The 14227-nt window shown below is 71.5% G+C and carries 12 protein-coding genes; all 12 read right to left on the bottom strand.

The window, feature by feature from the left end; all coding sequences use genetic code 11:
• Positions 1-20 precede the first annotated feature (20 nt).
• On the bottom strand, positions 21-995 hold the full coding sequence (locus tag Vgi01_RS00505; RefSeq protein WP_204289813.1) for a sugar phosphate isomerase/epimerase family protein: 975 nt from the start codon (positions 993-995) through the stop codon (positions 21-23).
• Entirely contained in the window at positions 992-1888 is an 897-nt protein-coding gene (locus tag Vgi01_RS00500; RefSeq protein WP_204289812.1) for an SCO3242 family prenyltransferase, read from the bottom strand. Before Vgi01_RS00500 ends, Vgi01_RS00505 begins: the two co-directional genes overlap by 4 nt.
• A complete protein-coding gene (locus Vgi01_RS00495; protein ID WP_204289811.1) occupies positions 1872-3032 on the bottom strand; it encodes an inositol-3-phosphate synthase in 1161 nt (386 codons plus the stop codon). Before Vgi01_RS00495 ends, Vgi01_RS00500 begins: the two co-directional genes overlap by 17 nt.
• A 459-nt stretch (positions 3033-3491) precedes the next feature.
• Positions 3492-4667 (bottom strand): Gfo/Idh/MocA family protein, encoded by a 1176-nt coding sequence (locus Vgi01_RS00490; RefSeq protein WP_373306828.1) that lies wholly within the window; start codon positions 4665-4667, stop codon positions 3492-3494.
• Between the two features lie 56 nt (positions 4668-4723).
• Entirely contained in the window at positions 4724-5767 is a 1044-nt protein-coding gene (locus tag Vgi01_RS00485; RefSeq protein WP_102660521.1) for a substrate-binding domain-containing protein, read from the bottom strand.
• 94 nt (positions 5768-5861) lie between these two features.
• On the bottom strand, positions 5862-6971 hold the full coding sequence (locus Vgi01_RS00480) for an ABC transporter permease (protein WP_102660520.1): 1110 nt from the start codon (positions 6969-6971) through the stop codon (positions 5862-5864).
• Between the two features lie 76 nt (positions 6972-7047).
• Positions 7048-8616 (bottom strand): sugar ABC transporter ATP-binding protein, encoded by a 1569-nt coding sequence (locus Vgi01_RS00475; protein WP_204289810.1) that lies wholly within the window; start codon positions 8614-8616, stop codon positions 7048-7050.
• Between the two features lie 49 nt (positions 8617-8665).
• Positions 8666-9844 (bottom strand): ROK family protein, encoded by a 1179-nt coding sequence (locus tag Vgi01_RS00470; RefSeq protein ID WP_102660518.1) that lies wholly within the window; start codon positions 9842-9844, stop codon positions 8666-8668.
• Between the two features lie 527 nt (positions 9845-10371).
• Positions 10372-10587, bottom strand: coding sequence for a putative endonuclease domain-containing protein (locus Vgi01_RS00465; RefSeq protein WP_204289809.1), 216 nt, complete (start codon positions 10585-10587; stop codon positions 10372-10374).
• Positions 10588-10797: 210 nt separating this feature from the next.
• Positions 10798-11334, bottom strand: coding sequence for a hypothetical protein (locus Vgi01_RS00460; protein WP_204289911.1), 537 nt, complete (start codon positions 11332-11334; stop codon positions 10798-10800).
• Between the two features lie 2 nt (positions 11335-11336).
• Positions 11337-13199, bottom strand: coding sequence for a DNA primase (dnaG, locus tag Vgi01_RS00455; protein WP_102660517.1), 1863 nt, complete (start codon positions 13197-13199; stop codon positions 11337-11339).
• A 105-nt stretch (positions 13200-13304) separates the two neighbouring features.
• Positions 13305-14147 carry a siderophore-interacting protein gene (locus tag Vgi01_RS00450; protein WP_204289808.1) on the bottom strand — a complete coding sequence of 281 codons (843 nt, stop codon included), beginning with the start codon at positions 14145-14147 and terminating at the stop codon, positions 13305-13307.
• Between the last annotated feature and the right edge of the window lie 80 nt (positions 14148-14227).

Below are 14227 nucleotides of genomic sequence, written 5' to 3'. Positions count from 1 at the left end.
TCTCATGTCGCGCTGCCTCGTCATCGCAGGCCCGGGTCGTCCCCACGGCCGGTAGGAATGTCGTCCGCCGCGGCGGCACACTCAGAAGTGCTGGTCATCGGCGTGGCGGGGGTGGGCAGCGCGGTGGAGGCGTTGCGCAGGTAATCAAGCGATCGGGCGGCGACGGCCGGTGCGGCGTGCGAGTGGCGCGGCAACTCGACCGCGACCAGGCCCCGGTAGTCGACCTCACGCAACGCGGCCAGCACCGGCGGGAAGTCGATCTCGCCCTCGCCGAACTCCAGATGCTCGTGCGTCCCGCGCCGCATGTCGTCGATCTGCACGTTGACCAGGTGCGGGCCGACGTCACGGACGCAGTCCGGCACCGACAGCGACTCCAGGCAGCGACAGTGTCCGATGTCGAGGGTGATGCCCAGGCAGGCCGGCGCGTCGAGCGCCGCGTGCAGCCGCCGCCAGCCGGCGATGTCCTCGACCAGCATGCCCGGCTCCGGTTCGAAACCGAGCGTCACCCCGGCCCGGTCGGCCGCCTCGACGACTGTGGCACTGCCGGCCACCAGGCGGTCCCAGGCCAGGGTCGGTGCGACCGCCTCGGGGCGTACCCCGGCCCAGAAGGAGACCGCCTCGGCACCGAGGTCGGCGCCGATGGCCACGGCCCGGCGCAGGAACTCCACCCGCAGCGCGGCGTCGTCGTGCAGCAGCGTCGGGGCGTGCTTGCGCCACGGGTCGAGCAGGTACCGGGCGCCCGTCTCGATCACCACGGCGAGGCCGAGTTCGGTCAGCCGACGCGCGACGGCGTCGACCCGCCGGGCCAGTTCCGGCGCGAACGGGTCGAGATGGTCGTGGTCCAGGGTCAGCGCGACACCGACGTAACCGAGGTCGGCGATGACCGCCAGAGCGTCGTCGAGACGATGGTTGGCGAAGCCGTTGGTGCCGTACCCGAAGCGTAGGCCGCCGGACCCGCCGACCGCGGGGACGGGCGTGCTCTCGGCGGCGGTCATGTCGGGGAGACCTTCCGGGCCAGCCGTCGGCCCAGCGGTGCCGCCGCCGCCACGGCCACCCCGAGCAGGCCGGCACCGGCCCGCGCGGTCAGCGCGCCCTGCAGGGCGGGCAGACCGGTGATGCCGGCACCGACCGCCGCGCGGACCCGCCCGGCGGTGGGCTCGCTGACCACCCGCGCCTGCGCGGCGCCGTAGCGGGCGGCGTACCACCCGGCGAGAACGGCCGGCAGCGCCCCCGCCACCGCGCCGACCGCCCGGCCACCGGCGCCGAAGCGCCCCTCACGGCGTCCGGGCGGTACCGCGGTGCTCGCCGCGACCAGGGCGGTGCCGGCGAGCGTACGCAGCGGAAGCGCCTTGTCCGCGCCGTCTACCTCGCGTCGGGACAGGGCGGTGACGGTCCAGGTGTGTGCGGCCACGGTCACCGCTGCCGGCAGTGCCCGCAGCGGGCGGCCACCGGCGGCACCGAGCAGCACGTCCAGCCCACGGCAGGCGGCCATCACGGCCGGGCCGGCGGCGGTGTTCTTGGCCAGGAGGTCGTACCCCCAGATGGTGGCGGCCAACGGCACCGCGACGGCGGCGGCGCGACGTCCCCCGGCGGCGGCGGCGAGCCCGACGCCCGCGGCGGTGAGGCCGGCGGCGAGGCCGACCGCCGCACCGGGGCTGATCCGCCCGCTCGGGATGGGCCGTTCCGGGCGTTCGACCGCGTCCAACTCTCGGTCGGCCCAGTCGTTTGCGGCCATGCCGGCCCAGTAGAGCAGCACCGACGCGGTCGCCAGAGCCGGCGTACGGGGACCGAGCGCGCCGGCCGCGGCGGCACCGGCGACCACGTCACCGGGCACCGAGAGGGCGGCCGGGGCCCGGACCAACTCGACGAGGTCAGCCACGCGGGTCATCGGTGCCTCCGGTGTGCAGCCGGTGGGCGAACTCGCACAGCCGGGTCCACTGGTCGGCAAGCGAGTGGGTGCCTTCACCGAGCGGGTCCTTGAAGAAGAACGCCAGCTCGGTAAGCGGCCCGCTACGTCCGGCGGCGTGCGCCGCGGCGGTGAGCCGGGCCAGGTCCAGCACGAGCGGGGCGGCCAGCGCCGAGTCGCAGCCGTGCCAGGTGAACTCCAACCGCATGCCGGTGCCGAGGAAGCCGGCGAAGGTGATCAGATCCCAGGCGGTCTTGAAGTCGCCCAGTTCCTCGACGTAGTCGATGCGGGTGTCCCCCTGGGGCAGGTAGCCGAGCGTCTCGCCGAGCACCCGCTGCTTGCTGCGTACCTTTGCGGCGTTGGCGGCCGGGTCGGCCAGGGTGGCGCCGTCTCCCCCGCCGAGCAGGTTGGTCCCGGACCAGGAGCGCACATGCAGGTTGCGCATCGCGAACATCGGAGCCAGTACGGACTTGAGCAGCGTCTCGCCGGTCTTGCCGTCGTGCCCGGCGTACGGCACCCGGTGCTGCTCGGCCAACGCGCTCAGCGCCGGCAACCGCAGCCCGGTCGACGGGGTGAAGTCGACGTACGGGCAGCCCGCCGTCACCGCCGCGTACGCGTACAGCGAGCTGGGCGGCAGCACCTCGTCGGGGCCGGTGAGGGCGGCGCTCAGAGCAGCCGGGTCGGCGTGGGCGGGGTGCGGCTCGGGGGCCGCTTCGGTGGCCGAGACGTTTACCACCACGACCCGGACCAACCCGTGCCGGTCACGGAACTCGGTGAGGTCGCGGACGATCGCGGCGGCCCGGTCGGCCTGACTGCCGTCGGTCGGTGCGGGACGCAGGTCCCGGTCGACCGCGGCCAGTTCCTCGGGCAGCGCGGCGACCAGTCGAGCGGGCAGCACCCCGGCGGCGGCGAGCGTCTCGGCCCGCTTGGCCAGTGGGGTGGCGACCACGTCGTGTCCGCCGAAGACCAGGTCGGAGAAGGTCGGTAGGGCGGGACCACCTACCGCGGGCAGTTCGGTGACACACCCGGTCGGCCTGGTCAGCCCGGCGCGCAACGCGAGCGCCCCGACGATGCTGGTGGTCGCGACCGAGCCGCGTGCTCCCACCAGCCAGATACCCGTACGCATGGCGCTCCTTTCCCGATCGACAGAACGTCCTGGGGATGTTGCGCCCCGTCCGCCGCCCGCTCCGATGCGAGTCAACCGACCGGCGCCGACGTCGGCGGCGTCACCGCCGGACCGGCGACCCGGAGCGGTACGGACGGACGGGGCTGGCAGGCATCGACGGTCGGCGTCTCGCCTCTGCCTACCCGCATCCGGTCCGGCCGCATGGCAACGCGACCGGCCGGACGACGACTGGAAACTCCTCCGGTGCAAGCCCCGGGTGGGTCCTGGGGCCGGTTGGTACGAATCGGGCGGCGGTCCTCCGGTACGGCCGGGGAATCCCGGTCCGACCGCACCGGAGGAACCGCACTGCTCGTGCCCTGCGGGCCGGGCGGCCCGAGGGCACGTCCTCCGGTACCCGACCCGTTCCGGCCGCGGGGCGCAACCGCGGCCGGCCCTCGCCGGTCGAGTACCGAAGGTGGCTCAGGCGGTGGCCGTCGCCAGTGCCGGCTCCACAGCGGTCCACGAGGACCCCAGTTCGGCCGACCGGACCACCGCGTCCAGCACCAGTTGCACCTGCAACGCCTCGGCGAAGGACGGGCTCGGGTCGACCCCGGTCGCCACCGCCTCGATGAAGTCGCGCATCTGGTGGGTGAAGGAGTGCTCGTACCCGATGATGTGCCCCGGCGGCCACCAGGCCGACAGGTACGGGTGATCGCCCTCGGTCACCAGGATCCGGCTGAAGCCCTGCTCGGCGGCGGGTCGCGTCGCGTCGTAGTACTCCAGCTCGTTGAGTCGCTCCAGGTCGAAGGCGACGGTGCCCAGCGACCCGTTGATCTCCACTCGGAGAGCGTTCTTACGCCCGGTGGCGAACCGGGTCGCCTCGTACGTGGCCAACGCCCCGCCGTTGAGCCGGGCGACGAAGATCGCCGCGTCGTCGACGGTGACCGGTCCGGTGGCGGCGCTGCCCCCGTCGGTCTGCGCGGCCAGCCCGCTGGACTCGCTCGGCAGCGGCCGTTCCTTGACGAACGTCTCCGTCACCGCGCTCACGCCGGTGATCTGCTGACCGGTGACGTACTGGGTGAGGTCGATGATGTGCGCACCGATGTCACCGAGCGCGCCGGAGCCGGACACCTCCTTACGCAGCCGCCAGACCAGCGGGAACTGCGGGTCCACGATCCAGTCCTGCAGGTAGGTGGCCCGCACGTGCCGGATCTCGCCGAGCCGCCCCTCGGCGACCAGCTGGCGCATCAGCGCCACCGCGGGCACCCGCCGATAGTTGAATCCGCACATCGACCGCGCCCCGCCGGCGCGGGCGGTGGCCGCCGCGGCGGTCATCTCCTGCGCCTCGGCGACTGTGTTGGCAAGCGGCTTCTCGCACAGTACGTGCTTGCCGGCGGCCAGCGCGGCCAACGCGATCTCGGCGTGGCTGTCACCCGGTGTGCAGATGTCCACCACGTCGATGTCTGGTCGGGACACCAGCTCCCGCCAGTCAGTGGTGTGCTCGTCCCAGCCGAGCCGGTCGGCGGCCTCGGCCACCTTTCCGGAGTCCCGGCCGCAGATGAGCGCCATCCGGGCCCGCGCCGGCAGGTCGAACACCCGGTTCACGGTGCGCCACGCCTGTGAGTGCGCGGCGCCCATGAACGCGTAGCCGACCATGCCGACCCGCAGTTCGTTGTCGTTCGTGGACAAGGTTGGGTCTCCCCCCGGTCGTATCAGAACCCGAGCTTGAGGTAGTTGCTCGCGTTCTCCTTGGTGATCGTTTCGGAGGCGAGGATGATCTCCTTGGGCACCTGGAGCTCCACCAGGTCGGACATGCCCCGCTCCTGGCCGATCAGCCGGGCCAGCGAGATGGCCGACGAGGCCATCGACGGGCTGTAGGTCACCGTGGCCTTGAGCACCGTGTTGTCGGCCTGGATGTCCTCCATCGCCTTCTTCGAGCCGGCACCGCCGACCATGAAGAACTCGTTGCGGTTGGCCTGGCTGATCGCCGCCAGGACGCCGATGCCCTGGTCGTCGTCGTGGTTCCAGATCGCGTCGATCTTCGGCAGGGCCTGGAGCAGCTGGCTCGTCTCCTGCTGGCCGGAGTCGACGGTGAACCGGGCCGCCCGCCGGTTGGCCACCTTGAAACCGTGCTGGGCCAGGGTGTCGTTGAAGCCCTGCGTACGCTCCTGGGTCAGCTCCAGCTCGTCCATGCCGGCGATCTCGGCGATCACCGGGTTGCTCACGCCCTTGGCCTTGAGCTGCTCGACGATGAAGGTGGCGGCGGAGACGCCCATGCCGTAGTTGTCGCCCTTGATCTGCAACCGGTACGCCTTGGCGTCCGGGAAGGCCCGGTCCAGGTTGACCACCGGGATGCCGGCCTGCATCGCCTCCAGGCCGAACGAGTTGAGCTCCTTGCCGTCGTGCGGCAGCAGCACGATCACGTCGGGCTTCTGCGAGATCAGCGTGGACAGCGCCGCCCGCTGGGCCGCCGCGTCCGCGCCGGCCTCGACCGTCTTGAACTCCACATCGGAGTACGCGGCGGCCTGCGCCTTGGCGTTGTTGGTGATCGCGGCGATCCAGCCGTGGTCGGCGGCCGGGGCGGAGAAGCCGATGGTCACCTGCTTGCCGGGCTCGGCGTTGCCGCCGCCCTCGGCCGCCTTGGTCTGCGCCTCGGTCGGTGTGGCCTGTTCGTTGCTGGTGCAGCCGGCGAGCAGTACGCCGGCCCCGACGGCCGCCCCGCCGAAGAGCAGCCGGCGGCGACTGTGCTGGGTCATCACGACCTCCTGATTATCAGTGATGGAGAGGGAATTTGGGTGTGCGAGACCCGACCACCGTCGATGTGCGCCGGCGATCTGGGTGAATCGGTGTTCAGCTGGTGGTCAGCCGGTTGTTGCGACGGAAGAACTGGGACAGGCTGCCGAACTGGACCTGCTGGATCAGGACGGCGGCGACGATGATGCCGCCCTTGACCATGTTCTGGGCCTCGGTGGAGAGGCCGTTGATGGCGAAGAGGTTGGTGATGGTGGCGAAGATGATCACACCGAGCAGGGAGCCGACGATCGTGCCCCGCCCGCCGCTGAGCAGCGTGCCGCCGATGATCACGGCGGCGATCGCGTCCAGCTCGTAGAGGTTCGCCATCGCCGCCTGGGCCGAGGTGGCCTGGGCGGTGAGCATGATGGCGGCGATGCCGCAGCACAGTCCGGACAGCACGTAGAGCAGCACGGTGTGCAGCTTGACGTTGATGCCGGCCAGCCGGGCGGCCTCCGGGTTGCCACCGACGGCGACCGTACGCCGGCCGAAGGTGGTCCGGTTGAGCAGCACCCAGCCGGCGATGACCACCGCGGCCAGGATGTAGACCAGCAGCGGGATGCCGAGCAGGCTGTTGCTGGCGATGCCGTTGATGGTGCTGTTCTGCGAGATCTGGGTCTGCTTGTCGGAGATCTCGGCGGCCAGCCCTCGGGCCGCCACCAGCATGGCAAGCGTCGCGATGAACGGCACAAGTCGCCCGTACGCGATGAGGGTGCCGTTGACCAGACCGACCGCCATCCCGACGACGATCGCGGTGAAGATCATGCCGGCGGCGCCGAAGCTCTGGGTGGCGACAGTGGTGCACCAGACCCCGGCGAGCGCGACGATCGCACCGACGGAGAGGTCGATGCCGCCGCCGATGATGACGAAGGTCATCCCGACGGTGACCACCCCGACCACCGAGGCCAGCTTGAGGATGCTGAGCATGTTCGCCCAGACCCAGTCCGGGTTGGAGTAGAGGTCCGAGCGGGTCGCCGCGCCGATCACGAACAGGATCAGCAGCACCCCGATCAGGGCCAGGTTGCGCCGTGCCCCGTCACCTCCGTCGCCGTGCCACCAGGACAGTCGAGCGGTACCGGCCGATGCCTTGTGCCCAGCCACCTCCGTCTCGGCCGGGTCTACCGGCGGCGACTGCGCCGGCAGCTTGGTCGTGGGCGGACTGTCGCTCATGCCAGCGCTCCGCTTCGCTCCGCGCCGCCATGAGGCACCTGCACGCTGTATCGATGATTCGCTCGCTGACGCTCGCTCATGCCGCTGCGCCTTCCATCAGGGACCCCGACATCACGAGGTCGAGGACGGTGGATTCGTCGAGTTCGGCGGCGGGAGCGGTACGCACGACCCGCCCCTCCCGCATCACCAGCACCCGGTCGGCCAGGCCGAGCACCTCGGGCACCTCGCTGGAGACCAGCAGCACCCCGACGCCCTGCGCGGCGAGTTCCCGGATCACCTGGTACAGCTCGGCTCGGGCGCCCACGTCGACGCCCCGGGTCGGCTCGTCCAGCAGCAGCAGCCGGGTGCCGCCGAGCAGCCAACGCCCGACCACCACCTTCTGCTGGTTGCCGCCGGAGAGCGTCCGTACCGGCCGGTTCACGTCGCGCGGCCGCATCTCCAGACTCTCGGCGATCCGGTCCGCCTCGGCCCGCTCCTTGCCGATGTCGGTGAACCCGAGCCGGGCGTAGCGGGCGAAGGTGGCAAGCGTGACGTTGCGGTAGATCGGCTCGCCGAGCAGCAGGGCCTGGCTCTTGCGCTCCTCCGGGGCCATGCCCAGGCCGGCCCGCACCGCAGCGCCGACGCTGCCCGGCCGCAGCGCCTTGCCGGCCATCCGGACGGTGCCCGACTCGGCCCGACGCGCGCCGTAGATTGTCTCCAGCACCTCGGAGCGGCCGGAGCCGACCAGCCCGGCGATGCCGACGATCTCGCCGGCCGCGACGGTGAGCGAGACATCGGCGAACTCGCCGGAGCGGGTCAGCCCGTCGACTTCGAGCAGCTTCTCGCCGACAGTGGTGTCGGCGGAGCGCTCCGGGAAGACGTACTCGATGGTGCGGCCGGTCATCCGGGAGACCAGGTCGCGGGTCGGTGTGTCGCGGGCCGGCAGGTTCGCTGCGGTGGTCCGGCCGTCCTTGAGGACGGTGACCCGGTCGCCGATCTCGCGGATCTCCTCCAACCGGTGCGAGATGTAGATGACCGCGATGCCCTGCGCGGTCAGCTCGCGGACGATCCGGAACAGGTTGTCGACCTCGTCGTGGGCGAGCACCGCGCTCGGCTCGTCCATGATGATCAGTCGGGCCTCGTGGGAGAGCGCGCGGGCCATGCTGACCACCTGCTTGCCGGCCGCCGGCAGCGCCCGCACCATCCGCCCGGGCGGGATCTCGGCGTGCCCGAGGCGACCGAGGATCTGCCGGGTACGGCGGGCCATGTGGCCCCGGCGGATGAAGCCCAGGCTGCGCGGCTCGTGGCCGAGGAAGGCGTTCTCGGCCACCGACAGGTCCTCGACCAGGTCGAGTTCCTGGTAGATGGTGGCGATGCCGGCGCGCATGGCGGCCTGCGGGTTGGCGAAGCTGACCGGCTGGCCACGCCACTCGACCAGCCCCGAGTCGGGCCGGTGCACCCCGGCGAGCACCTTGATCAGGGTGGACTTGCCGGCGCCGTTCTGCCCGAGCAGGCAGTGCACCTCGCCCGCGCGGACCTCCAACTGCACCCCGTCCAGGGCGCGTACGCCGGGGAAGGTCTTCACCACGTCGGACAGCCGCAGCACCACCTCACCGGCGACGGCGTCGGCGGGTGCCTCGACCAGGGGACGTCCGGTTTCGCTCATGCCGGCTCTCCACTCCACTTCGGGCCTCGGTCCGTTGTCTGGCGGTGGTTCACGTCGCCTCCCCGAAGGCCAGGTCGCTGGCGAGCACGGCGGCACCGGCGACGCCGGCGCGCGAGCCCAGTTCGGAGAGCACCACCGGGAGGTTGCCGGTGGCCAGCGGCAGCGAGCGGCGGTAGACCACGCTGCGGATCTCGGCGAGCAGCACGTGCCCGAGCTGGGCGAGACCGCCACCGATCACGATCATCGACGGGTTGGTGAAGCTGACCAGCCCGGCGAGGACGCTGCCCACCCGCCGACCGCCCTCGCGGATGAGCTGGATGCAGGTCACGTCCCCCTCGACCGCACCGGCGGCGACGTCCAGGGCGGTGACCGTGCCGTTGGCGGTCAGCCGTTCGGCGAGCGCGGGCGAGGCGCCGGTACGCGCCGCGGCGGTGGCGTCCTTGGCCAGCGCGGCCCCGCTGAACAGCGCCTCCAGGCAGCCGGCGTTGCCGCAGGAACAGATCGGCCCGTGCGGGTCGACCTGGATGTGGCCGATGTCCCCGGCGCAGCCGTCGGTGCCCCGGTAGACATCGCCGCTGAGGTAGATGCCGCACCCGATGCCGGTGCCGATCTTGACGAACAGGAAGTCGTCGACGGAGTGGGCGACACCGCCGTGCCGCTCACCGATCGCCATGATGTTGACGTCGTTGTCGACCACGGCCGGGCAGCCGTGCTCACGGGTGAGCAGTTCCCGGACGGGAAAGCGGTCCCAGCCCGGCATGATCGGTGGGGACACCGGCACGCCGTCACGGAAGCTGACCGGGCCGGGCACCCCGATGCCGACCGCGTCGAGCCGGTCGTAGGCACCGTCCACCCGGGCCTTGTGCAGCAGTTCGCTGACCCGCTGGAGGATGGCCTTGGGCCCGGACCGGATGTCGGCCGACTCCGCGTACGCGGCGACCGGTTCGAGGCGGCCGTTGACCACCTCGACGTCGATGGAGCTGGCACCGAGGTCCACGGCGGCGAACCGCAGGTGCGGGCTGAGTTCGACAAGGGTGGAGCGTCGTCCGCCGCGGGAGGCGGCCTTGCCGGCCTCGGCGACGAATCCGAGGCTGACCAGCCGTTCCAGCTCGGTGAGCAGCCGGGGGCGAGGCATCTCCAGCCGGTCGGCGAGCTCGGCGCGCGACAGCGCGCCCTCGTCACGGAGCAACCGCAGCAACCGTACGTGCAGGGGGTCGGCGGTGTGCACGGCTCACCTCTCCACCGGGCTCGTTCACATCGATGAAATACCGACGTGTAGTGCCCGACACAGTAGGAGCCTTCGATGCGCGGTGTCCAGACCTTAGAGAGAATCGGTGCCAACTTTTGTTGGATCAAGCAAAAGCTACCGACGGTGCCGACCGATCGCCTTTCCGCAGGTCAATAGGGCTCCGAAGAGTCATCCCCTGCGCACGTTTCGCGATCTTGATGGGCTTCGATGGAGATCATCTCGACGGCCCGGCGGAACCCCGCACGCCCGACCGCACACCCGCCACAATCCGCAAGATCGCTCACGGAGCGTCACCACGCAACCCGCGCCGCGACCGACGGCTCCCCGCTGCCCGACCCACCACCGGCTCACCTCCTCCCGCAGCCGGTCCGGGCGACCTTTCGTCACCCGCCACCATTTCGCGAGCCTGAAATCGACGCCGGAAAATCTCGCGTCATTCGACGGTGAACAGGGACGCACCCAACGATGATCGACAATGTCTGCGATCGCGGTCCGGGCCGCAGGATTCACTCGTCAGGCCGCCAGCCGCCGGCGAGCAGAGCACGTCGTACGGTGTCTGCGACCTGCTCCGGGTGGGTCCGCACCAGCCAGGCCGGAAATCGCAGAACCCGGTCGCCGGTCGTCCCGATGTCGTTCTGACGCTCCAGGTCCGCCACCTGATGGCGGACGTCCGCCCAATCGCGTACGTCCACCTGATGCGTACCGTCGATTTCCACGCGCACCAGTCACCCGCCTACCGTGGCCGCCCGCCCACCGACTCTCCACCAGATCTTGGACACTTGTCGCTCCATCGATGCGCTCCGCCCTGGCCCACACTCAAGATCTTGGTGCGAAACTGCCCCTGCAGAGGCGCTTTCGTACCAAGATCTGCTCGGGTTGGCGCGACGGAACAGCGCAGCGCGACGGAACAGCGGGTGCAGGAGTGCGGGTGGTCAGAGGCCCTCGGGGGTGGTGGCGACGCGGGCCGCTGCGACCAGCCGGTCGGTCTCGGCGATCACCGCCTCGTCGTCCACGGGGGTGCCGATGTCGTAGTGGACCATCCAGGTCAGACCGTCGACGCCGGGTACCCGCCGACCGACGATCCGGCCGGAGCCGCCCGGCAGGGCGTGATGCTGGGTGTACGCCACCGACTTGGTGACCCGGGCGCGTACCTGGTGTGGCAGCTCACCCGGGTCGAGCAGCAGGTAGCGTTCCGCCGGGCGGTCGGCGACGACCAGGTAGCCGTCCCGCTCGGCGACCCGCTCACCGGGGGTGACTGTCAGTTCCCGGCCCGACCAGACCGCCTTGACGATGTCGTGCCAGCCGAGCCGGTGGCCACGGCCGGGCAGCCACAGCCCGAGGTTGCTGGCGACGACCACCCCGTCGCCTTCGCCGTTGCCGACAGCGGCCCAGGCCAGCACCCGCTCGTCGCGCTCCAGGGGTGGCCGGGCAGCGGGCGACAGCTTGGGCCGGCGACGGAACAACTTGATCATCACAATCCTCCCGCTGCCTGCTCGCGCAGGGCCCGGGCGTGCTGCTCCAGCGAGAGCAGCTCACCGAAGGTGGCGAAGTACTCGTCCTTGTTGCTGACCGGGTTGATCCGCTGGATCCGCGACTTCAGGTCCCGGATCCGGGCGGTGACCGATCCCCACTGCAGGCGGGCCATGGTGATCGAGACGTACCGCGGGTCGGGCTCGCCGTCGATCCGCAGCGGCTCCACCGCCAACTCGCCGACAAGTGCCTGGGCCGCGAGGTCCTCGCAGGCGTCGCGTACCGCCTCGACCCAGACCGCGCCGGCGGTCGCGGAGGCGGCGCCACCGGCCTCGGCGATGGCGGTACGCACCACCACGTGCACCGGGTGCCGGTAGTCGGTCGCCTCGACCGCGTCGAACATCGGCCCGGCCAGCACCGGCTCCTGGAGGGCCAGTTTGAGCGCCTCCCGCTCGACCATCGACTGCGGGCTGTCCACGGCCGGCTCGCTGCGTGCCGGACGCGCCGGGGTGTCCATCGGTCGTCCGGAGGCGGCGGCCAGCACGGCCCGCTGCACCGGCTCGATCTCCATGCCGAGGTCACCGGCGAGCTTGCGTACGTACTCGGGGCGTTTTTCCTGGTCCTTGAGCTTGGCGACGAGCGGCGCGGCGCGGCGCATCGCCTCGACCCGCCCGTCGACGGTGTCCAGGTCGAACCGGCTGATCACGTGGCGCAGCGCGAAGTCGACGAGCGGCTCGCGGCGCGCGACCAGGTCGCGGACGGCCAGGTCGCCCTTTGCCAGGCGCAGGTCGCACGGGTCCATGTTGTCGGGGCTGACCGCGATGAAGGTACGCCCGACGAAGCGCTGGTCGTCCTCGAAGGCGCGCAGCGCGGCCTTCTGCCCGGCGGCGTCCCCGTCGAAGGTGAAGATGATCTCCCCCGCGACGGCGTCGGTGTCCAGCAGCAGCCGGCGCAGTACGCCGATGTGGTCGCCGCCGAAGGCGGTGCCGCAGGTCGCCACCGCGGTCGGTACGCCGGCCAGGTGGCAGGCCATCACGTCGGTGTAGCCCTCGACCACCACCACCCGGCCCTGCTTGGCGATCTCCCGTTTGGCCTGGTCGATGCCGTAGAGCACCTGCGACTTCTTGTAGATCGGCGTCTCGGGGGTGTTGAGGTACTTCGGGCCGTCGTCATCGTCGAACAGCTTGCGGGCACCGAAGCCGATCACATCGCCGGTCAGGTCACGGATCGGCCAGAGCAGCCGACGCCGGAACCGGTCGATCAGGCTGCCCGAGCGGGCCGGCCGGGACAGCCCGGCGGTGACCAGTTCGTCGTGGCTGAACCCGCGCTGGCGCAGGTGTCGGGTGAGCGGATCCCAGCCCTCGGGGGCGAATCCGCAGCCGTACCGCTCGGCGGCGGCCCGGTCGAAGCCGCGCTGGGCCAGGAACTCCCGGGCGGCACGCGCGCCGGCCGTGGTGAGCTGGGCGGTGTAGAACTCCACCGCGGCGGCGTGCGCGGCGACCAGCCGCTGCCGCTGCCCCTGCTGCGGTCGCTCCCGACGCGGCGCAGACCTGTCGTCCTCCACGTACCGCAGTTGCAGCCCGACCCGGGCGGCGAGCCGCTCCACCGCCTCGACGAAGCTCAGATGCTCGGCGTCCATCAGGAACTTGATGGCGTCGCCACCGGCACCGCAGCCGAAGCAGTACCAGACGTTACGAGCCGGCGAGACGTTGAACGACGGGCTCTTCTCGTCGTGGAACGGACACAACCCCTTCAGGTTGCCCGCGCCCGCCGACTTCAGGGTCACCGTGTCGGAGATCACCTCAGCGATGGAGGCCCGCTCCCGAACCAGCGCGATGTCCTCGTCCCGAATCCGCCCCGCCACACCCCCACCCCCTTCTCCTCACATCCTCCCTTGCCCACCCCCGCCCCCGACTCCCGGGTTGGCCATGGGGTGGGTGGCACTACCTGGCCGCCGTCGGCCTCGTGATCACCTGGCGGTCAGCGGTTGGGGTTGTTCGTCGGCTTCGACCTGGCGGTTCCAGTCGGGCTTGGTGGCGCGCCAGCCCTCGTCGTCGAAGCCCTTACGCCAGTAGCCGGAGATGGACAGGGCCTCGCGGGGCACGGCCCGCTCGACCCGCAGCAGGCGGCGCAGCTCACGGACGAAGCTTGCCTCGCCGTGGACGAAGGCGTGCACCGTGCCGGGCGGGAACTCCAGCTCACGGACGGCGGAGACCAGGGCCGCACCGACCGGGCCTGCGCCACGGTGCAGCCAGGTCAGCTGCACCGTGCCGGGGCTGGGCAGCGGCTGCTCGTCGGCCGGGCCGTCGACCTCGACGAAGACGTGCGCGGGCGCGCCCACCGGCAGCCGGGCCAGCGACGCGGCGATCGCCGGCAGGGCACTCTCGTCGCCGACCATCAGGTGCCAGTCGGCGTCCGGGCTCGGCGCGTACGCCCCACCGGGGCCGGTGAACAGCACCTCGTCGCCGGGTCGCAGGGCGGCGGCCCAGGGCCCGGCGAGGCCGGCGTCACCGTGGTACACGACGTCGACGGTCATCTGGCCGGTCGCGGCGTCCCAGTCCCGCACGGTGTACGCCCGCAGCCGGGGCCACTGCTCGCGCGGCAGGTCACGCTTGATCGCGGCGAGTTCCATCGGGCGCGGATAGTCGACCCCCGGCACCGGGAAGACGAACTTGATGTAGTGGTCGGTGAACTCGCCCACCGGCAGGCCGATCAGCTCCGGTCCGCCGAACACCAATCGGACCACGTGCGCGGTGGGTCGTTCGGTGCGGATCACGCGGGTGGCGGTGACTGTCTTCGGGCGCTCCGTCATCTGGTTAGGCTAGCCTCACCCACCGACCTCCGGCCGGGCGGCATCAGTCGGCCCGGCGGGCGTGCGGCGTCAGTCGGCCC

It is taken from the genome of Micromonospora gifhornensis (genome assembly GCF_016863515.1).
Taxonomy (GTDB): domain Bacteria; phylum Actinomycetota; class Actinomycetes; order Mycobacteriales; family Micromonosporaceae; genus Micromonospora; species Micromonospora gifhornensis.
This window is presented reverse-complemented; position numbering and strand designations above follow the sequence as displayed.